23 protein-coding genes are annotated in these 26150 nt (G+C 72.5%); 13 read left to right on the forward strand and 10 right to left on the reverse strand.

Translation table 11 applies throughout. The features are described from left to right. Positions 1-168 precede the first annotated feature (168 nt). Positions 169-591: a molybdopterin-binding protein gene (locus tag ACFVDP_RS24775; protein WP_383493459.1), complete on the forward strand. Its 423-nt coding sequence runs from the start codon at positions 169-171 to the stop codon at positions 589-591. A gap of 39 nt (positions 592-630) precedes the next feature. Here ACFVDP_RS24775 and ACFVDP_RS24780 read toward each other — a convergent pair whose 3' ends face one another. Continuing rightward, positions 631-1428, reverse strand: a complete 798-nt coding sequence (locus tag ACFVDP_RS24780) for a hypothetical protein (protein ID WP_383493462.1) — start codon at positions 1426-1428, stop codon at positions 631-633. 2 nt (positions 1429-1430) lie between these two features. Next, positions 1431-1823, reverse strand: a complete 393-nt coding sequence (locus ACFVDP_RS24785) for a hypothetical protein (RefSeq protein ID WP_383493465.1) — start codon at positions 1821-1823, stop codon at positions 1431-1433. 55 nt (positions 1824-1878) lie between these two features. Here ACFVDP_RS24785 and ACFVDP_RS24790 point away from each other — a divergent pair, with 55 nt between their 5' ends. Next, positions 1879-5289 carry a CHAT domain-containing protein gene (locus ACFVDP_RS24790; protein ID WP_383493468.1) on the forward strand — a complete coding sequence of 1137 codons (3411 nt, stop codon included), beginning with the start codon at positions 1879-1881 and terminating at the stop codon, positions 5287-5289. Positions 5290-5319: 30 nt separating this feature from the next. Then, the gene (locus ACFVDP_RS24795) at positions 5320-6072 is read left to right on the forward strand and encodes a tetratricopeptide repeat protein (protein ID WP_383493471.1); all 753 of its coding nucleotides are present in this window, start codon (positions 5320-5322) and stop codon (positions 6070-6072) included. Positions 6073-6094: 22 nt separating this feature from the next. On the opposite strand, the gene ACFVDP_RS24800 is transcribed toward ACFVDP_RS24795, so the two are convergent. Beyond that, a complete protein-coding gene (locus tag ACFVDP_RS24800) occupies positions 6095-8401 on the reverse strand; it encodes an FtsX-like permease family protein (RefSeq protein WP_383493917.1) in 2307 nt (768 codons plus the stop codon). A gap of 143 nt (positions 8402-8544) precedes the next feature. Next, positions 8545-9240 carry an ABC transporter ATP-binding protein gene (locus ACFVDP_RS24805; RefSeq protein WP_383493474.1) on the reverse strand — a complete coding sequence of 232 codons (696 nt, stop codon included), beginning with the start codon at positions 9238-9240 and terminating at the stop codon, positions 8545-8547. A 271-nt stretch (positions 9241-9511) separates the two neighbouring features. Between ACFVDP_RS24805 and ACFVDP_RS24810 the strand changes: the two genes are divergently transcribed. The 5 genes from ACFVDP_RS24810 to ACFVDP_RS24830 all read left to right on the forward strand — a co-directional run bounded on the left by ACFVDP_RS24810 (position 9512) and on the right by ACFVDP_RS24830 (position 13840). Continuing rightward, positions 9512-10828 (forward strand): sensor histidine kinase, encoded by a 1317-nt coding sequence (locus ACFVDP_RS24810; RefSeq protein ID WP_383493477.1) that lies wholly within the window; start codon positions 9512-9514, stop codon positions 10826-10828. Continuing rightward, entirely contained in the window at positions 10825-11505 is a 681-nt protein-coding gene (locus ACFVDP_RS24815; RefSeq protein WP_383493480.1) for a response regulator, read from the forward strand. Before ACFVDP_RS24810 ends, ACFVDP_RS24815 begins: the two co-directional genes overlap by 4 nt. A gap of 121 nt (positions 11506-11626) precedes the next feature. After that, a complete protein-coding gene (locus tag ACFVDP_RS24820; RefSeq protein ID WP_383493483.1) occupies positions 11627-12508 on the forward strand; it encodes an SMP-30/gluconolactonase/LRE family protein in 882 nt (293 codons plus the stop codon). A gap of 22 nt (positions 12509-12530) precedes the next feature. Next, on the forward strand, positions 12531-13040 hold the full coding sequence (locus tag ACFVDP_RS24825; protein ID WP_383493486.1) for a 2'-5' RNA ligase family protein: 510 nt from the start codon (positions 12531-12533) through the stop codon (positions 13038-13040). 110 nt (positions 13041-13150) lie between these two features. Then, the gene (locus ACFVDP_RS24830) at positions 13151-13840 is read left to right on the forward strand and encodes a DUF4232 domain-containing protein (protein WP_383493489.1); all 690 of its coding nucleotides are present in this window, start codon (positions 13151-13153) and stop codon (positions 13838-13840) included. 86 nt (positions 13841-13926) lie between these two features. Here the strand turns inward: ACFVDP_RS24830 and ACFVDP_RS24835 are convergent, their stop codons facing one another. The 3 genes from ACFVDP_RS24835 to ACFVDP_RS24845 form a co-directional block, all read right to left on the reverse strand. Further along, entirely contained in the window at positions 13927-14418 is a 492-nt protein-coding gene (locus tag ACFVDP_RS24835) for a GNAT family N-acetyltransferase (RefSeq protein WP_383493492.1), read from the reverse strand. Between the two features lie 28 nt (positions 14419-14446). Then, on the reverse strand, positions 14447-15163 hold the full coding sequence (locus ACFVDP_RS24840) for an MIP family channel protein (RefSeq protein WP_383493496.1): 717 nt from the start codon (positions 15161-15163) through the stop codon (positions 14447-14449). Between the two features lie 148 nt (positions 15164-15311). Beyond that, entirely contained in the window at positions 15312-15809 is a 498-nt protein-coding gene (locus ACFVDP_RS24845) for a GbsR/MarR family transcriptional regulator (RefSeq protein WP_383493499.1), read from the reverse strand. 127 nt (positions 15810-15936) lie between these two features. Here ACFVDP_RS24845 and ACFVDP_RS24850 point away from each other — a divergent pair, with 127 nt between their 5' ends. The 3 genes from ACFVDP_RS24850 to ACFVDP_RS24860 are packed head-to-tail and all read left to right on the forward strand — an operon-like array spanning position 15937 to position 20120. Then, positions 15937-17499 (forward strand): GMC family oxidoreductase, encoded by a 1563-nt coding sequence (locus ACFVDP_RS24850; protein ID WP_383493502.1) that lies wholly within the window; start codon positions 15937-15939, stop codon positions 17497-17499. A 48-nt stretch (positions 17500-17547) separates the two neighbouring features. Beyond that, positions 17548-18972, forward strand: coding sequence for an aldehyde dehydrogenase family protein (locus ACFVDP_RS24855; protein ID WP_383493505.1), 1425 nt, complete (start codon positions 17548-17550; stop codon positions 18970-18972). An 11-nt stretch (positions 18973-18983) separates the two neighbouring features. Further along, on the forward strand, positions 18984-20120 hold the full coding sequence (locus ACFVDP_RS24860) for a M20 family metallopeptidase (RefSeq protein ID WP_383493508.1): 1137 nt from the start codon (positions 18984-18986) through the stop codon (positions 20118-20120). A 21-nt stretch (positions 20121-20141) separates the two neighbouring features. On the opposite strand, the gene ACFVDP_RS24865 is transcribed toward ACFVDP_RS24860, so the two are convergent. Further along, the gene (locus ACFVDP_RS24865; RefSeq protein WP_383493511.1) at positions 20142-21470 is read right to left on the reverse strand and encodes a class I SAM-dependent RNA methyltransferase; all 1329 of its coding nucleotides are present in this window, start codon (positions 21468-21470) and stop codon (positions 20142-20144) included. Between the two features lie 117 nt (positions 21471-21587). Further along, the gene (locus ACFVDP_RS24870; protein ID WP_383493514.1) at positions 21588-23633 is read right to left on the reverse strand and encodes an APC family permease; all 2046 of its coding nucleotides are present in this window, start codon (positions 23631-23633) and stop codon (positions 21588-21590) included. Between the two features lie 271 nt (positions 23634-23904). Between ACFVDP_RS24870 and ACFVDP_RS24875 the strand changes: the two genes are divergently transcribed. Together ACFVDP_RS24875 and ACFVDP_RS24880 are read left to right on the forward strand one after the other, a co-directional pair. Then, positions 23905-24576 (forward strand): TrkA family potassium uptake protein, encoded by a 672-nt coding sequence (locus ACFVDP_RS24875; protein ID WP_111662526.1) that lies wholly within the window; start codon positions 23905-23907, stop codon positions 24574-24576. Beyond that, positions 24576-25247: a TrkA family potassium uptake protein gene (locus ACFVDP_RS24880; RefSeq protein ID WP_111662527.1), complete on the forward strand. Its 672-nt coding sequence runs from the start codon at positions 24576-24578 to the stop codon at positions 25245-25247. Before ACFVDP_RS24875 ends, ACFVDP_RS24880 begins: the two co-directional genes overlap by 1 nt. A gap of 116 nt (positions 25248-25363) precedes the next feature. Here the strand turns inward: ACFVDP_RS24880 and ACFVDP_RS24885 are convergent, their stop codons facing one another. Further along, entirely contained in the window at positions 25364-26149 is a 786-nt protein-coding gene (locus ACFVDP_RS24885) for a DUF3159 domain-containing protein (RefSeq protein ID WP_383493519.1), read from the reverse strand. Between the last annotated feature and the right edge of the window lies 1 nt (position 26150).

Genomic DNA, 26150 nt, shown 5'->3' on the forward strand with positions numbered 1-26150 from the left:
GAGTGAATCGCGGACCGTCCCGAGCCGGAGATGCGACCCGGGACGCGCCCGCGCCCTCGCAGCTGCGACCAGCGGCGGAACAACTTTTCCCACGCTCGCTACGGTGGGCCTCACAGCGGCCGGAACTCCGGCACAACACCCCATTTTGATCCCTGTGAGGCGTTCCGCATGTCCCTCAGCATCCGCAACCGGATCCCCGGCACCGTCACGGCGGTCACCACCGGCGAGGCCATGGCCACGGTCAAGGTCCGTCTCGACGGCGGTCAGCACGTCACCTCGGCCATCACCGTCGACGCCGTCAAGGAGCTCGGCCTCGCCGAGGGCTCCGCGGTGAGCGCCCTGGTCAAGTCGACGGAGGTGTCGCTCGCCACGGGCGCGGTGGAGGGCCTGTCCATCCGCAACCGGCTGCCCGGCACGGTCCGGGACATCGTCGCCGGAGCCGCGATGGCCACCGTCAAGGTCACCGTCGAGGGCGGCGAGCTGACGGCCGCCGTCACCAAGGACGCGGTCACCGACCTGGGACTGACCGTCGGCTCCCCCGTCACCGCCCTCATCAAGGCCACCGAGGTCTCCCTCACCACCGGCGTCTGATCCCGCGCCGATCCGGGCCCGGTCCGGGGCCCGCCCCGGTCAGGCCCTCTTGTTGAGCATGCCGTTGATCTGCAGTCCCTCGGCCGGGGTGATCCGGCCGTGCGGAAGATCGACGCCCAGCGCCTCGGCCAGTTGCCGCTGGTGGATGTCGACGGCGGCCTCGACCAGGTCCGCGACGGCCGCGCCCGACGACCGCCCCCGGTGCCGGCCGACGAGGCCCAGGGCCACGGCCACCGGCAGCGCCGGCCACCAGAACAGCCCGAGGACCCCGGCGAGCAGCCCCCACGCCGTGGTCTCGGAAGAGCTCTGGTAGCGGCTGTACGCGGCACTGATCACGGGCCGGGTGGTCTCCGGCAGGAGCAGCCACAGCCGGGGCCAGGCCAGGGCCGCCGAAAGCCCGTACTGGGCGTCGACCCGTTCGTCGACCAGCCGGAAGCGGTCCCCGATGCCGGTGATCCGCGCGGGGAGGTAACGCTCCGGGCCGGTGCGCCCGGTGGCGGCGCGGGCCCGCTCCCGCCGCCACCGCGCCAGCCGCAGGGGGCGGCGGGAGACCCGCATCCGCCGCACGGCGAACGCGAGCGCCTGTACGGCCAGTCCCGACACGGTGGCGGCCAGCAGGGTCCCGGTCACGGTGAGGGCGATCGCCGCCGGGCGTCCCGCCAACCGGTCTCCGGCGCGGGCGAGTTCGTCGCTGAGGTACGTCCGGTCGAGGGCTGATCCGTGCCCCAGCAGCACCCCGCACACGGCGGCGGCGACGAAGAGCAGACCGGGCAGGAGCACGGCGCCCATCCAGCGGTCGGCGAGCTTCTTGCCCAGCTCCGCCAGGACCGTGTTCATCGTCAGGGCTTCGCGCGCAGGACCATCGGGGCGTCGTCCACCTGGCAGCGCGGCTCCCGGCCGGACTCGTCCGCCCCCGCGCCGCGCGAGCAGCGTCCCGTCGGGCACCGGTACTCGCCGCGGACGACCACCGGGTCGAAGCCGAAGTCGTCGAGAGCGGTCAACTCGTGGGTGTTCTTGTCCGGTTCCGTCCGGGAGGGGTAGCCGAGACTCCGGCACACCGGGACGGCCGGTTCCCCGTCGCGGACGGCGGCCAGCGCCGCGTCGATCCAGGCCAGCACCTGCTCGTCACCGAGCGCGCCCGCACGCAACCGCGGCGCGGCGGCGCACAGCCACCCGGCCGCGAGCCGCTCCTCGACGGTGGGCACGACAACCCGCCTTCCTGTCGTGGTCATGAACGTCCTCTTCTTCTACGGTAGTTGTGGACGCATCGCTACGGGGGGCAGTTGCGTGGACCTGGAAGAAGCTGTCGACACGGTACGGGAGCGGGTACGGCGGTGGGAGCGCGCCGGTGACCCGGACGCGGTGACGAGGTCGGGCGCGCTCGCCGCGGCGGGGCGGATCTGGCAGACCGTGCTGAGCGGCCAGGGCACCACCGTGGAGGCCGTGCACGCGCTGGCCGCACTGCACTGGGCGCGCACGGTGGCGCTCGGCCAGGACGGCCCCGTCGACGACCTGTGGGGTGCGCTCAAGCTCTACGGCGCGGTCCGCGACGCGGAGTCGGTCACCGTGCCCGACGAGGTGCGCACCCTGCTGACCGGCAACCCCCTCCTCTACGACCTCTCCGAGATCGGCCCCGAGCCGTGGGGGCGCCGGGCGACGCGGCTCCTGCAGGACGTGCAGATCGACGAGGGCGACGGCGCGGAGGCCGTGGAGAAGCTCGACGAGGTGATCGAGCTGCTCGGCGGCACGGTCGAGGCGTACCCACCGGACCACGAGTACCGGGTCGGCGATCTGTCGAATCTGAGCCTGGCCCTGCACATGCGGTACTTCCGGCGCGGTGACCCGGCGGATCTCGGCCGGGCGGAGCGGACGGCACGGGCCGCGGTGCGCGCCACCGCGACCTGGGACCCGAGACTGTCGATCCGTCTGGACAATCTGAGCGCCGCGCTCCAGTACCGGGCGCGGTACACGGACGACCTCTCGGCGTGGGCCGAGGCCGTCCGGCTCAGTGAGCGGGCCGTGCGCCGGACGTCATCGGACGACCAGCTGCGTCCGATGCTCGAGGAGAGGCTCGCCACAGCCCGTATCGGGCGTTACGAACTGACCGGCGACCAGGACGAACTGGACCGTGCCGTCGAGGAGTTGGAGCGGGTGGTGGCGGGGACACCCCGGACCGACCGACGCCTCCCCGGCCGTATGTGCCGTCTCGGCAGGGCCCACCACGTACGGTTCTTCATCGGCCGGGACCCGCGCCCGCTGCACCGGGCCGTCGAACTGCTGACGAAGGGCGCCGACAGCACACCCCCGAACTCCCCCGACCTGGCGCCGTGTCTGGTCGACCTGAGCCGGGCCCTGCTCAGCCGGTTCCACGAGACCGGCGAGACCAGGGATCTGGACGACGCCCTCGCCATGGCCGAGCGTGCCGTTCAGGCGGGCCCGGGGGCGGACGCGGGACCGGGCGGCCTCGCCCGTCGCGCGGAATATCTGCACGTCTTCGGGCAGGCGTTGTTCGCCGCGTCCGAGCACACGCACGACCGCTCCTTTCTCGACCGGGCCGTCGACGCCTTCCGCGCGGCGGTCGCCACCCGGGCGGCGGATCCGCGACTGCCCGACTCCCCAGGGGCGTCGGCCCACATCGCGAGTCTCGGCGAGGCGCTCGTGGCCCGGAGCTCCGGAACACCGGGAGAGGTGACACCCTTCGGCCTCACCGACCTCGCCCACGACGCGGCACGGCTCCAGTGGCAGCGGATGCGGGAGTCCGGGACCGCGCCGGACCCGGCCGTGCTCGCCGACATCACGGAGGCGTACGAGTACCGGCTGCGCGCCGTCGAGCGGTCCGCCCCGCACCACCCGGATCTGGGCGGCCATCTCCTCGGCCTCAGCTCGCTCGCGTACAGCCTCTTCCACCTCCACGGCCGGCGCGAGGACGCCGACCGGGCCCTCGAACTCGGTGAGCGCGCCGTGCGGGTGACACCACCGCGGCACCCGCGGCGGGCCGACGCGCTGCTGCTTCTCGCCGCGCTGCTGGCCGAGTTGGGCGGCGCCGCGGAGACCGAGCGCGCCCTGGCCCTGTGGCAGGGACTCCTCACCGACCCCGCTACAGCGCCCTCGGCACGTGCCTCGGCCGCGGCCCGGGCGGCACGGGAAGAGTGCCGGGGCGGCGCGTGGGCGGCGGCCGTCGAGCTGTACGCCCAGGCCCTCGACGTACTGCCGTCGCTGGTGACTCCCGCCCAGGACACGCGGGCGCAGGAGGAGTTGCTCACCCGCTGGAGCGGGCTGGCCGGGGAGGCGGCGAGCTGTGCGATCGCCGCGGGCGACCCGGACCGGGCGGTGGAGCTGCTGGAGCAGGGCCGCGGCGTGCTGTGGTCCCAACTGCTCGACTCCCGTACGGAACTGGGCGCGCTGCACGACGTACGGCCGGACCTGGCCGAGCGGCTGACGTCCGTCGAGCGGGAGCTGAACGCCCCGTACGAGGCGGGCGCCGCCGAGCAGTGGTGGGGCCGGATCGCCGACCGGCGCCCGACGCTGGCCGCCGAGCGCGAGGACCTCGTCGCCCGCATCAGAGCGGTGCCCGGCTTCGCGGGCTTCCGGCGTCCGGCGGGCATCGGGGAGCTGCGCCGGGCCGCCGCCGACGGTCCCGTCGTCCTGGTGGTGTCGAGCCAGTGGCGCACCGACGCCCTGATCGTCTCCACGACCGCCACCCTGCCGGTCCCGCTGAGCGTGGACCACACGGAGCTCCTGATCCGAACGGACCGCTATCTGCGGGCACTTCAGCAGTACGAGGCCGGGTCCCGCGACGCGCTGGCGCAGGTCACGCTCAATCTCATCGTCACCCGCACGCTCGGCTGGCTGTGGCGGGACATCGTGGAACCCCCCTTGCGAGCGCTGGAGTTGACCGCCGAGCCCGTCGGCGGCGCGCCCCGCCCCCGGCTGTGGTGGTGCCCCACGGGCCATCTGGCGCTGCTGCCGCTGCACGCCGCCGGTCTCCTGGGACCCGACGGCAGGGCCGCACCCGCCGGGGCGTGCGTCCAGGACCGGGTGACGCCTTCGTACACGCCCACCCTGCGCGCGCTGCTCGACAGCCGGGCCGACGCCCGGCCCGCCGCGCCGGGTGACCGGATGCTGGCAGTGGGGCTGCCGACGACCCCCGGCCATGCTCCCCTCCCGCAAGTGGACGACGAACTGGCCGCGTTGAGTACGGCGGTGCCCGCCACGACGGTCCTGCGCGGCGCCGACGCGACCCGCCAGGCCGTACGGGACGCTCTGCGCGCCCACCGCTGGGCGCACCTGAGCTGTCACGGCGGCCAGGATCTGACGCGGCCGTCGCAGGGCGGCGTGGTGCTGCACGACGCGGTGCTGACCGTGGCCGACCTGCGGTCCGACCGGTTCGCCCACGGCGACTTCGTCTTCCTCTCGGCGTGCCAGACCGCTCTGGGCGGGGCCGGGGTCCCCGACGAGGCCGTGGCCGTCACCAGCGCGTTCCAGTACGCCGGCTGGCGGCAGATCGTCGGCACCCTGTGGTCCGTGGGCGCCACCACGGCGGCCGAGGTGACGGCGCACCTTTACGCGACGCTCGCCCGCGACGGGGCCCTGGACACCACGGGGGCGGCCCAGGCCCTGTACGAGGCGGTCCGGGAGCTGCGCCGGGCCGGCCATCCGCCGCGGGTCTGGGCGCCGTTCGTGCACTCAGGGACCTGATCCACCACGACGAGGAGAGGGCCGACACCCATGCACGCGCAACACCCGCAGCACGAACCGTCCGGCGAGGGCGCCCCGGAGCTGCCGCCGGAGATCGTCGAACTCCAGGAGCTTGCCATGGAGTTGGTGGACAGCGGGAGATACGAGGAGGCGGAGCCGGCGATGCGGGAGCTGCTCACCGCCTACGAACGTCATCTCGGCCCCGGGGATCCGGAGACACTCGCCCTGTACGGCGCCCTGGGACACACCCTGTTCGAGCGGAACCTGCTGCCCGAGGCGGAGGCGATGAGCCGGGAGGCGTACGAGCGTTCTGTACGCCTCTTCGGGGCCGACGCCCCGGAGACGCTCGCCCACGCGCACAACCTCGGCGCGGTCCTGGCGATGGGCGACGAGCGGGAAGAGGGGACCGCCCTCGTCGCGGACACCCTGGAACGGCGCGACGCGGTGCTGGGGCCCGTGCACCCCGACTCCTTGGACACCGTCTCGCTCCTGGGGGCCCTGCTGTTCGCGGCGGGCGACCAGCAGGCGGGCCACGCCCTGCTCGACCGCGCGTACACCGGCTTTCAGGAGGCCCTGGGCCCGGACGATCCGCGGACCCTCGACATCGGCGGCAACCTGGTGGCCGCGCTGCACGCCCTCGGCCACCGGCAGGAGGCCGGACTGCTGCTCCTCGACATCTTCAAGCGGTACGCGCGCACGCTCGGCCCGTACCACGAACTGACGGTGGCGACGCAGCAGCGGCTCCGGAGGATGGGCTGGAACGTCACCATCACCGACGCCTGAGGCGGCCCCCCGGGCGTCGCCGTCACTCCGCCCGCAGGGCCACGACCGTCCGTCCCCGGGCAGTCCGGGTGGCCGGGAGCAGGGCGCCGAGGACCGCGATGAGCAGGCCGCCGAGGACGAGCAGGGCCAGGCCGGCCGGTGCGTAGACGTCTATGACGGAGGCGGGCAGGCCGATGCCGGCGCTGCCGCCCATGGCCGGCACGATCACGTGGTGCAGGGCCACGCCGAGGGGTACGCCCAGGGCGCCGCCGAGCAGACCGGTCAGGACGACCGACGTGACGATCGTGACGAGGGTCTGCCGCGGGGTCATGCCGAGCGCCTTGTGGATGCCCGTCTCGCGGGCCCGTTCCCGGGTGTCGAGCAGGACCCCGTTGAGGACGCCCAGGGCGGCGACGGCGACGAGGAGCGCGGTGAGCAGCGCTGTCAGGGAGTTGAGGGCGACGACCTGGTCGCCGCCGTTCGCCGGGACCGGTGGGGCGGCGGTGAGATGCAGTGGTGCGAGGCCGGAGTTGAGCGCGTCGAGGTAGGCGGTGCGGTCGGTGCCGGGCCGCAGGGCGATGAAGTGGCCGGTCGGTGTCAGGTCGACGCCGGCCGTGGTGAACGTACTGAGGTCGGTGAAGACCTCCATGCCGTCGTTGTGGGTCTCCAGGATCGTGCCGACGACGCGGATCTCGACCGGTGTTCCCTGGTGGTCGAGGGTGACCGTGTCGCCGATGGCGGCGCCGGTGGTGGTCAGGAACGCGGTCGGGACGACGGCCTCGCCGGACGCCCGGATCCAGCGGCCGGCGACCTGCGCGTAGCCCGCCCAGGAGGCGTCGCCGTCGAAGGCGATGACATCGGTGGAGCCGCTGACCCCGTCGATGGTCGCCTGCCCGGTCGCCTGCCCGTAGTGCGCGCGGGTGCCCGGCTGCTTCTCGATGACCGCGCCGAGGGCGGCGGGGTCGGCCTTCGCGAGCGCGTCGGCCGCCGCCCGGGCCTTCGCCTCCGCCCCGGCGTCGGGGACCGGCGGGAGACCGGCGGGCGGGGCGTGCGGGTCGATGCTCACGTCGGCGGTGTCGTGCGCCCGCGCCTCGGTCACCTCGCCGAGCGACGCTCCCAGGCCGACCGCGAAGGTGACGGCGGCGGTGCCGAACACCACGGCCGTGGCCATCGCGGCCGCGCGGGCGGGCCGGGCGAAGGGTCTGGCGAGTCCCAGACCGACCGGCCTCGGCAGCGGGAGCCGGGCGGCGAGGCGGGCCGCACGCCGGCCGCGCGCCGAGGCGGGCCCGTGGCCGAGAGCCAGGGCGTCGACGGTGCGCAGGCGCCCGGCCCGCCAGGCGCCGGCCCACGCGGTCAGGGCGACCGCGGCGAGGGCCCCGGGGATCACCGTGGCGTCCACCAGGGGCGCGACACCCGACGGAGTCGTGCCGTACGCGTCGGCGGCCTCCGCCAGGACGGGGATCACCAGCAGATGGCCGGCGACGACGCCCAGGGCCGTGCCGGTCGCCGCCGGGATCAACGCCTGGGCGACGTAGGCCCGTACGACCTGGCCGGGGGTGAACCCGACCGCCTTGAGGATGCCGATGCGCCGCTGTCCGGCCCCGACCGCGCCGCTCACCACATGGCCGACGATCAGCACCGACATCACCAGGCCGAGCACGCCGAACGCGACGAGGAACGGCACGAACAGCGCGGTGTCCCGCTCGGCGTTCTTGCGCACGGTCAGCCAGGACTGCGCTCCGGTCAGCGCCCCGTCGGGAACGCGCGCGGTGATCGCGGCACGCCCCTCGGCCACCCGCGCCGCGGTGTCCGCCGAGGTGAGGCGGTACAGCATCTGGTAACCGGCCGCGGCGTGCGGAGCCGTCAGCGCGGCCACCTCGGCGGGCAGCACCCAGGCGTCGGCGGTGCGGGTCGCCGAGCGGGCCACGCCGACGACGGTGAGCGCGGGGCTGCCGGGCAGCGCGGCGAAGGTCAGCTTGCCGCCCAGGTCGGGGAAGATCCCCCCGTCCGCGGAGAGCACGATCTCGCCGGGCCGCTCGGCCCAGCGCCCCTCGGTGAGGGCGAGGGCGTCGACCGTCCCGCCGGGAGTGGCCCGGCCCACGACCGACAGCGTCGACAGTTCCTGGCCCTCCTCGGTCTGCGGGGTCGCGGACACCGTACGGAACGGGCCGGACGCCGCCTCGACCCCGGCGGCCCGCGCGGTCCGCGCCAGCGCCCGCTCCGTGGTGGCGGTCGCGTCGAACCGCGCGGACAGATGGGCGCCGTGCTGCCGGGCGAAGGCGTCGTCGAAGGGTGCGCCCGACGCCGTCAGGAGGGAGCCGCCGAGGACGGCCGAGGCCACGGCCACCATGGTGGCCAGCGCGATCACCAGCGTCTGGGCCCGCCGACGGCCCGTCCCCGAGCGCACGACACGGCCGAGCGCGCCGCCCTCGCGGGTACGCCGCTTCCCGCTGATCCGTGGTTTCGGAACGCTCGCCCGTCCTCCGGGAGCGCTCATCGGACCGGCTCCGGTTCGCTCTGCGCGGTGGTCCGGCCGTCCGCGATCCGTACGGTCCGTGTCGCGCACGCCTGTGCGAGCGCCAGGTCGTGCGTCACCAGGACCACCGTCTGGCCGTCCTTGTTGAGTTCGGTGAGCAGCCGGCCCACGTCGTCGCCGGACGCGCTGTCGAGGGCGCCCGTGGGTTCGTCGGCGAGCAGCAGGGGCGGCCGGTTCATCAACGCGCGGGCGACCGCGACCCGTTGCCGCTCGCCGCCGGAGAGCCGGCCGGGGTGGGCGCGGGCGTGCCGGTCGATCCCGAGCCGTTCCAGGAGTTCGTCGGCGCGCCGCCGGGCCTCGGCGCGCGGCAGGGTGCCGGCCAGCTGGGCCGGGAGCAGCACGTTGTCGACGACCGTCAGATCGTCGAGGAGATGGAAGAACTGGAAGATCATGCCGACCGTGGCGCGCCGGTATCGGGCGGCCGCCGCCTCACCGAGCCGGTCCACCCGTGTCCCGTCGACCGTGACCGTGCCCGCGTCCGGCCGGTCGAGGCCCGCGAGCAGGTTGAGCAGGGTGGACTTGCCGCTGCCGGACGGTCCGAGGAGCGCGACGCTCTCCCCCGCCCCGACGGTCAGCGACGCGTCGCGCAGGGCGGGCGGCCCGTCGTCGTAACTGCGGCTCACACCGCGCACTTCGATCAACGGCGTGGTCATGTACGTACTCCCTGGGGTCGACCGGGTCCGGCGCCGGGCACCCTCGCGGTGGAGGCTCCGGACCCTTGGTCGGGGCCCGCGTGACCGGCCCGGCCGACGCTAGGCGGGCCGGTGCCGCGGGCGCCTCGGCCGCCGGAACCCCTTGCCGTACTGCTCAGGAGCCATTTCGCGCGGGGTCGTCCGTGAGAAGTAGTCGTGAGGTGTACGGGGTCGGTGAGGTGGGGCGGCAGGGAGGAGGCGGTGGCGCGGCCCGGTCCATGACAATGAGCCGGTGACGCTCGAACCGCCGTCGATCCCCACCCGTGCACGGGTGCTGCTGTCCGCCCGGCTGGCACAGCTGACCGCGGCGCTCCTGCGCCCGTCGGGTCCGCTGCCCCGGCCCGGACGTGCCGCCCTGGTCTTCGACTCCGTCCTCGCGGCCGTCGTCGGGGTGACCATGGCCTGGTACGGAGCGGATGCCCCGGGCGGCAGCGAGGTCGTGCGGGTCGTCGACGGTGTGGGCATCGTGGTCAGCCGGACCGGGTCGCACCGCTGGCTGGGCTGGGTCGCCGTCGCCGTCGTCACGTCGGCCGCGCTCGTACTGCGCCGCCGCTATCCGCTGGCCGTGCTCTGGGTGGTCACCGCCACCGCCGGGATCTTCGCGCAGGAGGCGCCGTCGCGGCTCGCGATCTACCAGGGGATCATCGCCGCGTACAGCGCTGCCGCATACAGCCCCTACCGGACCGCCACCCTGTCGAGCCTGGCGGTGGCCATCGGGGTGCTGAGCAGCACCGGGAACACCGACCTGCCGCACATCCCCGACAAGTACGTCGCCCTGTGGGTCCTCGTCCCTCTAGTGTTCGCCGCCAACGGGCTGCGCTCCTGGCGGCTGCGCGCCGACGCCGGCCGCGAGCGGCTCGCCGCCCTCGAACGCGAACGAGCAGTTGAGCTGCGCCGCGCGGCCGAACGCGAACGGGCGCGCATCGCCGCCGAGTTGCACGACGTGGTCACCCACAACGTCAGCATGATGACCATCCAGGCGGGCGCCGCCCGCAAGGTCATGGACGCCTCCCCCGAGCTGGCCCGCGAGGCGCTGCTCGCCGTCGAGGCGGGCGGCCGGGCCGCGCTGGCCGAACTGCGGCACACCATGGGCCTGTTGACGATGAACGCCGAGGACTCCGACCCGGCCGGCACCGTGGACCTCGCTCCGCAGCCCGGCCTGGACCGGATCCCCGAACTGGTCGGCGGGGTACGGGACGCGGGCCTCGATGTCACCCTCACCAGCACCGGGCGGTCCGACCCGGTGCCGTCCGGGATGGGCCTCGCCGCGTACCGGATCGTGCAGGAGGCCCTGACGAACACCGTGAAGCACGCGCGCGGCGCCACCGCGACCGTGCGCGTCGACCACGCTCCCGACACCCTGCGCATCGAGATCACCGACACCGGCGGCACCCCGGACGCCTCCGCGTCGGCGGGGAACGGCCTCGGGCTGATCGGCCTGCGCGAACGGCTCGCCGTCTACGGTGGCACCCTGCGCACCGGCCCGCGCCCCGAGGGCGGCTACCGCGTCGAAGCCCTCATCCCCCTGGCCCGTACGGAGAGTTCATGACCGCCCCGCTCCGCGTCGTCGTCGCCGACGACCAGGCCCTGGTCCGCACCGGGTTCCGGATGATCCTCACCGCCGACGGCATCGACGTGGTCGCCGAGGCCGCCGACGGGCACGAGGCCGTGGACGCCGTCCGCCGCACCCGGCCCGACGTCGTCCTCATGGACATCCGGATGCCGGACCTCGACGGCCTGGAGGCCACCCGACGCATCCTCACCGGCGCGGCCGGCGAACCCCGGGTGATCATCCTGACCACCTTCGACCTCGACCACCTCGTGTACGGGGCCCTGTCCGCCGGGGCCAGCGGCTTCCTCCTCAAGGACGTCACCCCGGAACACCTGACCGCGGCCGTCCGGCTGGTCCGCACCGGTGACGCGCTGCTCGCCCCGGCCATCACGCGCCGCCTCGTCGAGCGCCACGCCCGCCGGGACGCCGAGACCGCCACCGTCCACCGCGATCTGGCCACGCTGACGCCCCGCGAACTCGACGTGCTGCGCCTCCTCGCGCAGGGCCTGAGCAACGCCGAACTCGCCGCCCGTCTCCATCTCGCCGAGACCACCGTCAAGACCCACGTCACCCGCGTCCTCGGCAAGCTCCAGCTCCGCGACCGCGTGCAGGCCGTCGTCGCCGCTTACGAGACCGGCCTGGTCAGCCCGGGCGAGCAGCGGCCCGCACCCTAGCGAACGGCTCCCCGCGCCCGCAGGCTCTCCGTACCTCTCGACTCGGCGCACCCCTCGACTCATCGGCCGACGCATTGCACGATCGACGCAATGTTCGACGCATTGGACGAAGAGGAGCCGCATGTCCCAGCCCACTCCCGTGCTCTCAGGATTCGCCTTCACCGAGTCGCCGCGCTGGCGCGAGGACCGGCTGTGGTTCTCGGACTTCTACCAGGACCAGGTCTTCTCGGCGACCGAGGACGGCTCGGACATACGCGTGGAGGCAACGGTCGACCAACAGCCCTCCGGACTCGGCTGGTTGCCCGACGGGCGGATGCTGATCGTGTCCATGCGCGACGCGCGGATCCTGCGCCGCGAGCCGGACGGGAAGCTGTCGGTGCACGCCGACCTCGGCGACCGGATGCAGGGTCACGCCAATGACATGGTGGTCGACGCCGACGGCCGGGCCTGGGTGGGGAGTTTCGGGTTCGACCTGATGGGCGGCGCACCACTCGCCCCCGCCGCCCTCTACCGCGTGGACCCGGACGGCGGTGTCACCGAGGCCGCCACCGACCTGTGGTTCCCCAACGGCATGGTGATCACCCCGGACCGGGTGCTGCTCGTGAACGAGACGTTCGGCAACCGGGTCACCGCCTTCGACATCGGTGAGGACGGACAGCTCCGGAACCGGCGCGTGTGGGCCGAGTTCGGCGACCTTCCGACCGAGCGCGAGTTCGCCGGCCTGGTGACGCAGCTGGTGGTCAGCGGCGACGGCGCGTGCCTGGACGCCGAGGGCGGCCTGTGGATCGCGGACGCCATCGGTGCGCGCCTGCTGCGGGTGACCGAGGGCGGAACGGTCACGGACGAGATCCGGCCCGGCACCAATGTCTACGCGTGCGCGCTGGGCGGCGCGCAGCGCAGGACCCTGTTCGCCTGCACGGCGCCCGACTTCTTCGAAGAGGCGCGACGGCCCGTCCGGGAAGCCGCGATCATGGCTCTGCCGGTCACCGTGCCCGGACTCTGAACCACGCGCGAACGGACGAACGATGCCCCAGTTGGGAACGACGGCGGTACTGGCGATGGTGCCGCGGGCGCAGCCGCTGCTGACGCTGGCCGCCGAGGTGGACCCACGGGTGGTGCGGCCCGGCGTGCCGGCGCACGCCGCGCTGCTCTACCCGTGGCTGCCCGCCGACCAGGTCGACGGCTCGGAACTGGAGCGGTTGCGGGCCGTACTGCCGGCCGGTCCGATCCGGATCCGGCTGACCGAGGTGGAGCGGCACGACGGTTTCGTCGCGGTCGCGGTGCCCGAACTGCGGGCCGCGGCCACCGCGGTGCGGGCCGCGTATCCGGCCCACGTGCCGTACGGCGGCCGGTTCGGCCCGAATCCGCCCGTGCATCTCACGGTGGCCCTGGACGCCGACGCGCCCACCGCGGCGGCCGTCGCCGAGCGCGCCGTGGCCCTGCTGCCGATCAGTACGGAGCTGACCGCGCTGCACGTGGTCACCCTGACGGCCGACGGCTGGCGGGAATCGGCGGCGCTGCCGCTCGGTCCGTGAAGCCGATCTCCCTGTGACAGAACGAAGACCCGGCAGGGGACAGCCTGTGACTCGGTGCGAGATACAAATATTTCAGACCGACCGCACAGCGCTACTTCTGGGGGAACACCGTGAAGTCCATCCGCATCACCGCTCTCGCCGCCGTCACCGTCACCGCCGCCTTCTCGCTCACCGCCTGTGGCGGCGACGACTCCGGCACGAACGCGTCCGCCAAGGACTCCTCCTCCGCACCGTCCTCCTCGACCGGCTCCTCCTCGTCCTCCTCGTCCTCGGACAGCGGCTCGCAGTCGTCGGACGGTTCGGGCTCGGGCGGCTCCGAGGCCGGCAGCTCGACGTCGGGCTCCGGGAAGGGCACGGGAACGACCGCGAACGGCACGACGCAGACCGGCAGCAAGGTCACGTTCTGCAAGTCGGAGGACCTGGCGATAGACGCCGCGGACGCCGCGCCCGGCGGGGGCGAGGGCAGGATCAACATCACGATGATCAACCGGGGTTCGACGACCTGCTCGGCGACGGGCTTCGCGGGCGTCGACATCAAGGACGCCGACCACACCTCGAACCCCATCGAGCGCGGCCGGGCCCAGCCCCGCATCACCACCCTGAAGCCCGGCGACGCCGCCGTCTTCGACCTCGCCTACACCATCGACAGCAGCGGCAACAGCCTGTCGTCCCCGACCGCCATCCTCGTGACGCCCCCGAACGAGACGCACACCGTCACCCTCCCGTGGCCCACGGGCGCCGGTGCCATCAAGGGCGCCTACACGGACGTTCAGGTCTACCCCACGCACACCACCAAGTGACGTCCGCGCGCGTCTTCGGCCTCAGCGGGTGACGGCGGCGGCCACCACGGTGTACCGCCCGCCGGTCACCGGCCCGGTTGGACGCGCTACGCGAGAGCCTTCGCGTACCAGTGATCCGCCTTGCCATGACCTTCGTACGGCGGAATCTCCTCGTAACCGCACCGCGTGTACAGGGCCCGCGCCTCGGTGAGTTGACTGTTGGTCTCGCACACGACGCGCACGGCGCCGAGCCGCCTGGCGGCCTCCTCGACGGCGAGCAGCAGACCCCGGCCCAGCCCTGCTCCCCGCCCGGCGGGGTGCACGTACATCCGCTTGAGTTCCGCGGTCCTCGGGGTACGGCCGATCAGCCTGCACCCCGCACACCCCAGGAACTCGCCTTGTTCACCGCGCGCGACGAGGAACTCGCCGTCGGGCGGGCCGAGTTCCTGATGCGGGTCCTCGGCGAGCACCGCCTCGAGCTGGGCCTCCGTGCCCGAGTGCCCGAGAACCCGCTGCCCCATCTCCGTGAAGTACTGCCGCATCACGTCGTCGACAGCCGGGCCGGTGACAGGTTCGGGCTTGATGGTCCACGTAGGCATACGGGCCATGGTCGCGGACGGCACGGCCTCAGGCAACGTCCGCGGTCACGCGGGGCTCGTCCGCCGGGTGGGTGAGGCGGATGACCAGGGCCGCGAGCAGCCCGCCGACCAGCGGCGCCACGATGAACAGCCACAGCTGCGACAGGGCCTGCCCGCCCGCGAAGAGCGCCGGGCCGAGCGAACGTGCGGGGTTCACGGAGGTGCCGGTCAGCGGGATGCCGACGATGTGGATGACGCCGAGCGCCAGGCCGATCGGCAGCCCGTCGAACCCGACCACCGCGACCTTGCTGGTCACGGCCAGGACGACGTACGCGAGGAGGAAGGTCAGCACGGTCTCGGCGAGGAAGGCGCCGCCACCGCTGATACCGACGTCGGAGCGGCTGCCGTAGCCGTTCGAGCCGAAGGCTCCGCTGGTCTCCAGGCCCGGGATCGACTGGACCAGCCAGTACAGCAGCGCGGCTCCGGCGATCGCACCGACGAACTGGGCGATCCAGTACAGCACCGCCCTTCGTACGTTGATCCGGCCCGCCGCGAGCATCGCGAGGGTCACCGCCGGATTGACGTGACAGCCCGAGATCGGGCCGATGGCGTAGGCGAGGGCGAGCAGGGTGAATCCGAAGGCGAGGGCGACGCCCAGGGTGCCCATGAACTTCAGGCCGATGACCACCGAGCCGACGGCGAAGAACACCAGTAGCAGAGTGCCGAGGAATTCGGCGACGACAGCACGTTGCTCGGATCGCTCCATGACCACATCAGCCTCCCAGCGGTTCAGTGGGCTGGTTCGACACCATGTCTGTTCCCATGGTGCGGCCGGGCGGGCGATCTCTCATGTCGAGCGGGTCCGGGCCCGGACACCGGGGGTGACCGGGCCAGGGGCGGGCTTCCGGGGGCCGTCACGGCCGGTCCTTGCTCGCCTCCCAGGCCGCCGTGTACTCCGTCAGCATCAACTCGAGGCGCTCCACCATGAATTGGTAGTAGGAGTGCATGTCGCCCAGCCGCCCACGCTGCTCCTCGGAGAGGCCGGCGCCGCGCTCCTGTGCGCGCTCCGCGAGTCCGCGCAGCTCCGTCGTCGCGGTCACCATGTGTTTCAGGCAGCCGACCCAGGCGTCGTCGCGCCACCGGTACACGAAGTGCCGCGTTCCGGGCTCCTTGTACCGCTCCACGGTGCCGTTCGCGATGAGCAGCCGGGTGGTCTCCGAGGCCGATCCCTTGCTGGCGCCCAGGGCCTCCTGGAGCTGGGCGAGGGTCAGCGGCCTGCCGCTCATCATCAGCAGTCCCCCCGCGCGCCCGGCCATGCGCGGCCAGCCCATGGCCCTGCCGACGTGGATACCGAACTCCTCGACCAGCGCATCGGGCGCGTTTTCTGTGCCGTGCTCGGCCGCCTCGGACACGGAGCTCCCCGGAAGTCAGTAGAAAATGAACATTCAGTCTTGACTGAACTCTCTATGGGGTCGATATTACAAGCTCTCCGGCCCGATACCTAGGCCACGTCGGATCGCCCTACGCGGGAGAAGAGCCATGACGAGCACGAGCTGGGATGTCATTGTGGTGGGGGCGGGTTCCGCGGGCGCCGCGCTCGCGGTGCGCTCCGCGGAGAAGGGCAGGCGCGTACTCCTCGTGGAGGCCGGCCCCGACTACCGCTCGGCGCGGATGCACGAGGCGTGGCGCTCCCCCAATCCGGCGGTGGCGCTGATGGACCCCACCGCGTCGGAGGGGCTGCTGTGGGCGGGCCTGAATTCCTCGCGCACCGACGCGCAGACGCAGGCGCCGTACTGGCGCGGCAGGGGCGTCGGCGGCAGTTCGTCGGTCAACGGACAGATCGCGATCCGGCCCCCGATGGCGGACTTCGAGGACTGGAGCGGCCTCGGCTGCACGGGCTGGTCCCCGGCGGACGTCCTGCCGTACTTCGCGAAACTGGAGGACGACGAGCAGTTCGGTGACGAGCCGTACCACGGCCGCGGCGGGCCGACGCCGATCCACCGGACACCGCAGGACGCGTGGGGCGGCGTCGACACCGCCCTGTCCCGCTCCGCCCTCGCGGCGGGTCACGGCTGGGCTGAGGATGTCAACGCTCCTTCAGCGCACGGGGTTTCGCCCTATCCGATCAATTCGCGCGGCGGGCGCCGGGTGACGGTCAACGACGGATACCTGGAGCAGGCGCGGGAGTTGAGCACGCTGACGGTGCTGGGGGACGCCCTGGTGGACCAGGTGGTCTTCGCCGGGGACCGGGCCGTGGGCGTCCGCCTGCTCGTCGACGGGCGGGTGACGACCGAACGCGCCGACACGGTCGTGCTCAGCGCGGGCGTCATCCACTCCCCCGCCATCCTCATGCGCTCGGGCATCGGCCCCGCGTCCCACCTGCGCGCGCTCGGCATCGACGTACGCCACGACCTGCCGGTGGGCCGGGGCATGCAGGACCACCCGATGGCGCTGGTGTCGATCCCGCTGCGGGAGTCGGCGGCGGTCAAGTCGCCGCACGACCGGCACACCAACGTCTGCGTCCGGTGGACCAGCGGCGACGACGCCCCCGTCGACGACCTGATGTTCGTCTCGCTCAACCAGAACGTGCTGGCGATGGCCACCGCGTCGACGACCACCGCCTCCGGCGCGTTCGGCGTCTGGCTGAACCGGAACCACTCCCGGGGCGAGCTGACGCTGGCGTCCACCGACCCCTCCGACCAGCCGCTGGTGCGGCAGCGGATGCTGTCCGACGAACGGGACCTCCGGCGCATGCGCCACGGCATTCGGGCCCTCGTCGACCTGGCGCGCCGCCCCGAGACGGCGGCGATCACGGAAGGCTCGCTGGATGCGGAGAACGCGGCACTGTTCGCCGTCCTGGACAGCGACAGCGGCCTCGACGACCACCTGCTGAGGACGGTCGTGGACGCGCAGCACGGCACCAGCACCTGCCGCATGGGCCAGGCCGACGCCCCCGGCACCGTCGTGGACAGCGACTGCCGCGTCCTCGGCGTCGAGGGCCTGCGCGTGGTCGACGCCTCGGTCTTCCCGTCCGTGCCCCGGGCCAACACCAACCTGGCCACGATCATGGCGGGCGAACTCATGGCGGACCGCATGACCTGATGGCTGATCAATTCCGCCCGCCTGCATGCCACTTGAAGGAGACTCCCGATGAACACCTTGCAGCACCTGACCGGCGGGGTCTGGGAGGACTCCTTCGAGGACACGCTGCTCGACGTCGTCGACCCGGCGACCGAGGAGGTCGTCGCCCGCGTGCCCGGCGGCTGCCGGGCCGACGTGGACCGGGCCGTGGCGGCGGCGGTGCGGGCGCAGCCCGCGTGGGCGGCGCTGCCCGTGACCGAACGCGTCGCGCGCATCTCCGCGTGGGCCGACGCGGTCGCCGCCCACGCGGACGAACTCGCCGGTCTGGAGTGCCGGGAGATGGGCAAGCCCGTCGGTGTCGGCCGCATGTTCATCGACGGGGCGGTCGCCGGCCTCAAGGCGTCCGCCGCCCAGGCACTGTCGTACGCCTTCGAGGAGACGGTCAGCCACCCCGACGGCAGCGCCACGCGGATCGTGCGCCATCCGCTCGGGGCCACCGCGGTGATCACGCCGTGGAACTTCCCCGTCGCGATGGTGCTGGGCGCGCTCGGCCCGCTGCTGGCCGCAGGCAACACCGTGGTCGTGAAACCGTCCGAACGTTCGCCGTTGTCGGCCGTACGTCTCTTCGAACTGCTCGACCTCCCGCCCGGCGTGGTCAACCTCGTCCTCGGCGACGCGCGTGCCGGAGCACCGCTGGCCGAGCATGCGGACATCCAGCTCGTGCACTTCACCGGATCCGTGGCGGCCGGCAAGAAGGTCGGTGCGGAGACAGGCGCGCTGCTGCACCGCGCCGTCCTCGAACTCGGCGGCAAGGACCCCGTCGTCGTCGACGCCGATGTCGACCCCGTCGCGACGGCGACCGCGGTGGCGTTCGGCGCCTTCATCAACACCGGGCAGATCTGTACGTCGATGGAGCGCATATACGTGCATCAGGACATCGCCGACGAGTTCGTCGAGGCGCTGGTGAAGGCAGCGGGGACGTACACCGTCGGCGACGGACGCGACGCTGGCGTCATGATGGGGCCCCTGGTCGACGAGCGGCAGCGCGACACGGTCCGCCGGCACGTCGCCGATGCCGTCGAACGCGGTGCGACGGTCCGTACGGGAGGAGTGGAGCCGGCCGGCAAGGGCTTCTTCTACCCGGCCACGGTGCTGACCGGCGTCGACGAGTCGATGCTGGTGATGACCGAGGAGACCTTCGGACCGCTCGCCCCCGTCGTGGTCGTCCCCTCCTTCGAGAAAGGGCTCGAACGCGCCGCCCGCTCCCGCTTCGGCCTCGCCGCCACCGTCTACACCCGCGACCCCGGCCATGTGGCCGCGGCCGCCCGGATCCCCGCGGGCGTCGTCTGGGTCAACCAGTGGCAGGGCGGCGGCCCCGAGCGGCTCTACGAACCGGCCGGGGACAGCGGCCTGGGCGCCACCGGTGCGAGCGCGGCCTACGACGCCGCGACCCGCCCCTCCTCCGTCCACATCGCCGCCGAGCCCGCGTCATGAGGTCTACGCCCATGAATCCCCACACCGCCGCCAAAACCGTCGTCCAGAAGCGCATCCGGAGTGCGGAGCGCGAACTGCTCGACCTGTCCCATCGCATCCACGCCCACCCGGAACAGGCCTTCGAAGAGGTCCGCGCCAGCGGCTGGGTCGCCGAGCGGCTGAGCGCAGCCGGCTTCGACGTCGAGCACGGCTGCTACGGCCTGCCCACCGCGGTCCGCGCCACCGTGGGCTCCGGCCCGCTGCACGTCGCCCTCTGCGCGGAGTACGACGCGCTGCCGGAGATCGGCCACGCCTGCGGGCACAACATCATCGCCGCCGCCGCGGTGGGCGCCGGAATCGGCCTGGCCGCACTCGCCGACGACCTCGGCCTGACGGTCACCGTGCTCGGGACACCGGCCGAGGAAGGCGGCGGCGGCAAGGTACTGATGCTCGACCGCGGAGCGTTCGACGGAGTGGACGCCGCCATGATGGTGCACCCCGCGGCTGCCGAGACGGACGCGATGCCCGGCACCGCGGTCTCCCAGTTCGACATCGGCTACCGGGGCACGCCCGCGCACGCGGGCGCCTACCCCGAGCGAGGCGTGAACGCCGCCGACGCCATGACAGTCGCGCAGGTGGCCATAGGCCTGCTGCGCCAGCAAACAACCAGCACGGACCGCATCCAGGGCATCGTCACCGAGGCCGGCAGCGCGGCGAACGTCATCCCGGAGTCCAGCCGGGGCCGCTGGATCGTCCGCTCGGACACCCTGGAAGCGCTCACGCCCCTCAAGGCCCGGGTGACGCGCTGCTTCGAAGCCGGAGCGCTGGCCACCGGCTGCGAACTGACGGTGAGCCCCGTCGGCCCCGACTACGCCGACCTGCGCCCCGACCCCACACTGCTGGCCCTGTACCGCGCGAACGCCGAGACCCTCGGCCGCACCTTCCACGACGGCGCCACCGCCGGAGCCGCCACCGACATGGGCAACGTCTCCCACGCCGTCCCCACCATCCACCCCATGCTGGGCCTGGACTGCGCCCCGGCGGTCAACCACCAACGCGAGTTCACGGCAGCCTGCGTCACCCCGACCGCGGACCGCGCCGTGCTCGACGGGGCCATCGCGATGGCTTGGACGGCCGCGGACCTCGCGGCAGCCCGGGACCGGGGCTGACCCCCAGCGGGAAACCGCGGGTCAGGCGCCCTTGTCCGCAGGCTCCAGAACCGCCACGCACTCCACGTGATGCGTCATCGGAAACAGATCGAACGCGCGCAGCGACCGCACCCGGTACCCGCCCTCCTTGAAGTACCCCAGGTCCCGGGCCAGCGCGGCCGGGTCGCAGGCGACGTAGGCGATGCGGCGGGCGCCGAGGGCGGTCAGCTGGGCGACCGTCTTCTTGCCGGCGCCGGCCCGCGGCGGGTCGAGGACGATCAGGTCGACCTCGGTGATGCCGGTCCGCGGCAGGACCGCCTCGACCTTGCCCTGCTCGATCCGGACGCGGTCGAACGAGGCCAGGTTGTGCCGGGCGTCCTCCACCGCGCGCTTGCCGGACTCGATGCCGAGCACCGCGCCCTTGTCACCGATGCGGTCCGCCAGGGCGCCCGCGAAGAGGCCGACGCCGCAGTAGAGGTCCAGGGCCATGTCGCCCTTGCGGGGCAGCAGACCCTGCATGACGGCACGCATGAGTGTGTCGGCGGCCTGCGGGTGGACCTGCCAGAAGCCGCCGTTGCCGACCCGGTAGGTGCGGTTGTCGGCGCGCTCGCGCACGAAGGCACGGCCGTGCACGCGGTGGATGCCGCCGTCGTGCTCCTCGACGCGCAGCACGGAGACCGGCTTGTCCAGCTCGACCAGCGGGAGGCGGGCGCCGGGCCGCGGGGCGAGGATCACCTGGCGGTCGTTCGAGCCGGTGGCCGCGATGGCCTCGACCGACTCCATGCCGGCCCAGTCGTGCTTCTCGATGCCGAGCTCGGAGACACCCTCGGCGGCGATCATGCAGTGCTCGATCGGCTCGACCTCGTGGGAGCGGTGGCGGCGCAGTCCCGCGTTGCCGTCCGCGTCGACCGCGTACTGGACACGCGTACGCCACTGGGGGACCTCGCCCGCCGGGAGCTTGTCGCCCTCGGCCGGCATGACCGTGCCGTCCCAGCCGGCCTCCTCGGGCGTGAGGCCCGCGAGGCGCTGCAGCTGCTCGGCGATGACCTCGCCCTTCAGGCGGCGCTGGGCGCCGGGCTTGGCGTGCTGCCAGTCGCAGCCGCCGCAGCGGCCCGGACCGGCGTAGGGACAGGGAGCCTCGACGCGGTCCTTGGACGCGTCGACGATCCGTACGGCGTCCGCGCGCAGGAAGCGGTCGCCCTCCTCGCCGTCGGTCACCTTCGCCACGATCCGCTCGCCGGGCAGCGTGTGCCGGACGAACAGGACCTGGCCCTCGGACGTGCGCGCGATGCAGTGACCGCCGTGCGCGACGGGGCCGACCTCGACCTCGTACTCCTCCCCCACCAGTGATTTCTTCGGTTCTGCCTGCATGGCGGGGGCTCCAGTACGTAAGGGGAGGCCACAAAAGACGAAGCGGCCGGACAACAGCCCACCAGTCTACGTGGCTGTCACCCGGCCGCTCACCACGAGCCGACCCCGCGAAGAGTCCTACTTGGCGCTCGGCTCCTTGGGGCGCTTCTCCACCGGGCCGCGGCGCACCGCACCCGGCGCGTTCCACTCGGAGCGCCTGCGGGCCCGCTTCTTGGCGGCCTCGGAGGACTCCAGCTGGTACGGGACGGACGTCACCATGATGCCGGGCGTGAAGAGCAGGCGGCCCTTCAGGCGCAGCGCGCTCTGGTTGTGCAGCAGGTGCTCGTACCAGTGGCCGACCACGTACTCGGGGATGATCACGCTGACCGCGTCGCGCGGGGACTCCCGGCGCAGGCTCTTCACGTACTCGATGATCGGCCGGGTGATCTCGCGGTACGGCGAGTCGAGGACCTTCAGCGGGATCTCGATGCCGCGCCGCTCCCACTCCTCGCGCAGCGCCTTCGTCTCGGCCGGGTCCACGTTCACGCTGAGCGCTTCGAGGGTGTCCGTGCGCATCAGCTTGGCGTAGGCGAGCGCGCGCAGCGTCGGGCGGTGGATCTTCGAGACGAGGACGATCGAGTGCACGCGGGACGGGCGGACGCTGTCGTCGGACGGCGTCTCCGGCGCGGCGATCTCCTCGGCGACCCGGTCGTAGTGCTTACGGATCGCGGTCATCGTCGCGTAGAAGATGCACATGCCGAGCAGCGCGACCCAGGCGCCGTGGGTGAACTTCGTGACGAGGACGACCACGAGGACCAGGCCGGTGAAGAACGCGCCGAAGGTGTTGATCGCGCGGGAGCGGATCATGTGGCGCCGCTTGTCGGCGTCGCGCTCGGTGCGCAGATGGCGGTTCCAGTGCCGCACCATGCCGGTCTGGCTCAGCGTGAACGAGACGAAGACGCCCACGATGTAGAGCTGGATCAGGCGGGTGGAGTCGGCGCCGTAGATGACGACGAGGAGCATCGCCGCGCCCGCGAGCAGCACGATGCCGTTCGAGAAGGCGAGGCGGTCGCCGCGGGTGTGCAGCTGGCGCGGCAGGTAGCGGTCCTGGGCGAGGATCGAGCCGAGCAGCGGGAAGCCGTTGTACGCCGTGTTGGCGGCCAGGAAGAGCACCAGCGCCGTCGCCGCCGCGAGGACGATGAACAGGAAGCTGCCCTTGCCGAAGACGGCCTCGGCGACCTGGGAGATCACCGGGTTCTGGACGTAGGCACCGCCGACCGCCACACCGTTGTGCAGCAGGTCCGTCGCCGGGTGCTCGGCCATGCGCACCTTGGTGGTCATGGCGAGGGCGATGATGCCGCAGAACATGGTCACGGCGAGCGCGCCCATGAGGGCGAGGGTGGACGCCGCGTTCTTCGACTTGGGCTTGCGGAACGCCGGTACGCCGTTGGAGATCGCCTCCACACCGGTCAGCGCCGCACAGCCGGAGGAGAAGGCGCGCAGCAGCAGGAAGACGAGCGCGAAGCCCGCGAGGCCCTGGTGCTCGGCCTTGATGTGGAAGTCGGAGGTCGGGGCCCGCATGGTGTCGCCGAGGATCAGCCCGCGGAAGGCACCCCAGGCGATCATGATGAAGACGCCGGCGACGAAGACGTACGTCGGGATGGCGAAGAGCTTCCCGGACTCCTTCACCCCGCGCAGGTTCATCAGCGTCAGCAGGACGATGACGGCGCAGGCACAGAGCACCTTGTGCTCGACCACGAAGGGGATCGCGGAGCCGAGGTTCTCGATGCCGGAGGCGATGGAGACGGCGACGGTCAGGACATAGTCGACGAGCAGGGCGCTGGCGACGGTGAGCCCGGCCTTCGGGCCGAGGTTGGTGGTGGCCACCTCGTAGTCACCGCCACCGCTCGGGTAGGCGTGCACGTTCTGCCGGTACGAGGCGACGACCGTGAACATCAGCACGACGACCGCGACCGCGATCCAGGGGCTGAAGTGGTACGCCGACACGCCCGCGATGGACAGGACCAGCAGCACCTCGCCGGGCGCGTACGCGACGGAGGAGAGCGGGTCGGAGGCGAAAACGGGGAGTGCGATGCGCTTCGGCAGGAGCGTTTCTCCGAGCCGATCACTGCGCAGTGCGCGCCCGATCAAGATCCGTTTGGGCACGTCGGTCAGTTTGGACACGCAGAGGATCGTAAGCGTTCGAACGGGGGGCCGCCCACCCGCCACCCCCATTCGTCCTCAGCCCTCCCCCAAGGCCCACATGATCTGGTCCCCCCACGCGAAGGTCGAGTTCACGCCCATTGCCGATACGGTGGTCCAGAACGCGAGCCGCAACACAAGCCCGCACCGTGCCCGAGATCGAGCCAGACCGGCTGGGCCGAGCCGCGAGAGAGAGACATGAGCAGGACGTTTACGCAGGTCAGTAGGCCTATGAGGAGTGCGGGGTAGGGCCGTGCATATCGTGATCATGGGCTGTGGCCGGGTAGGGTCCCAGCTTGCCCAGACCCTGGAACAGCAGGGCCACACGGTCGCCGTGGTCGACCAGGACCCGACGGCTTTCCGCCGTCTGGGCTCCGGGTTCGGCGGCCGCCGCGTCACCGGTGTCGGTTTCGACCAGGACACCCTGCGCGAGGCGGGCATCGAGGAGGCCGGCGCCTTCGCCGCCGTCTCCAGCGGTGACAACTCGAACATCATCGCCGCCCGCGTGGCCCGCGAGATGTTCGGGATAGAGAACGTGGCGGCGCGGATCTACGACCCCCGCCGCGCCGAGGTCTACCAGCGCCTGGGCATTCCGACGGTCGCCACGGTCCGCTGGACCGCCGACCAGATGCTCCGCCGTCTGCTGCCGTCCGGTGCGGAGCCGCTGTGGCGCGATCCCACCGGGGGCGTCCAGCTCGCCGAGGTGCACGCCTCGGAGTCCTGGGTGGGCCAGCGGATCAGCCGCCTCCAGGAGGAGACGGGTGTCCGTGTCGCCTTCCTGACCCGGCTCGGCGAGGCGATCCTGCCCACGTCGCAGACGGTGCTGCAGGAGGGCGACCTCGTCCACGTGATGATGCGCACGGACGACGTCGAGAAGGTCGAGGCGGCGTTCGCCGAAGGCCCTGAAGGGGAGGGCGGTCACTGATGAGGGTCGCCATTGCCGGAGCCGGAGCGGTCGGCCGCTCGATCGCCGGCGAGCTCCTGGAGAACGGGCACGAGGTGCTGCTCGTCGACAAGGCGCCGACGGCCATCTCGGTCGAGCGCGTCCCGCAGGCGGAGTGGCTGCTCGCCGACGCCTGTGAGATCACGTCCCTGGACGAGGCGGCGTTGCAGCGCTGCAACGTGGTGATCGCGGCCACCGGGGACGACAAGGTCAACCTCGTCGTCTCGCTGCTCGCGAAGACCGAGTACGGGGTCCCGCGCGTCGTCGCCCGGGTCAACAACCCCAAGAACGAATGGCTGTTCAACGAGTCGTGGGGCGTCGACGTCGCCGTCTCCACCCCGCGCCTCATGTCGGCCCTGGTCGAAGAGGCCGTCAGCGTGGGCGACCTCGTCCGCCTGCTGCGCTTCAGCCACGGCGACGCGAACCTGGTGGAGCTGACGCTCCCGCCCGAGTCGGCCCTCGCCGGCACGCGCGTGGGCGACGTCCAGTGGCCGGAGGACACGTCCCTGGTGACGATCATCCGCGGCACCCGCGTCCTGGCCCCCAGCCAGGAGGACTCCCTGGAGGCGGGCGACGAACTCCTCTTCGTGGCCGCCCAGGCCCGCGAGGAACAGCTGGAGGACCTCCTCTCGGTCCGCCGCGAAGGCGCGTAAGAAGGCAAAGGCAAGGCCCCCGACAAGCTTCGCTTGTCGGGGGCCTTGCCTTTGCCTTTCAGGGGCGCGGGGAACTGCGCGAGAAGCGGCCACCGGGCAGCACCCGCGAACGGCCCTCAGCCCTCTCGGCGATGCCGCGCAGGCCCCCCGGACGAAGCGGCCCCCTCAGCCGAAGCCTCCCGCTCCTTGGCGGCAGCCTCCTCGGCCTCCATCTCCGCGAACACATCAATGGGCGGCGGAGCCTTGGCCAGGAACACCCACGTCAGCCACACGGCCAGCAGGAACGGCGGAATCTTCAGCGCGATGAGCACCCAGCCGAACTGCGTGTTGTCCGAGTCGGTGTCGGCCCAGAAGTACATCGGGAAGAGGATCGCGCACTTCGCGAGCAGGATGAGCCCCCAGGCCCAACTCGCCTTCGCATAGGCCTTCTTGCGGCCGGGGTTACGCGTCCGCCACGACAGGTTCTCCTTGAACACCGGGCCGAGGATCAGCCCGATCAGGGGAACCCCGCACAGCGTCGTCACGATGTACGCGACCGCGAGGCCCAACGTGTAGAGCATGCCCGGCAGATAGAAGTCCTTGGCATTGCCGGTCATCATCGCGAAGACGACACCGAAGGCGACGCCGAAGACTCCGCTGAAGGCGTGCTTGACCGTGCCCTTCCTGACCAGGCGTACGACGACCAGGACCAGGGACACCGCGAGGGCCGCGATGGCCGACACGTGCAGGTCCTTGTTGATCGTGAAGATGGTCACGAAGAGAAGGCCGGGGACCACGGTCTCCACCATGCCCCGCAGGCCACCGAAGGCCTCGAAGAGCGCGGCCTCGGTCACCGCCCTGTCCGTGGTCTCGTCGGCATCGACACCGGCTTCGCGATCGGTCGGCTTGTCGAGGGACGTCACC

The sequence above is a fragment of the Streptomyces sp. NPDC057694 genome, assembly GCF_042799415.1.
Lineage (GTDB): Bacteria > Actinomycetota > Actinomycetes > Streptomycetales > Streptomycetaceae > Streptomyces.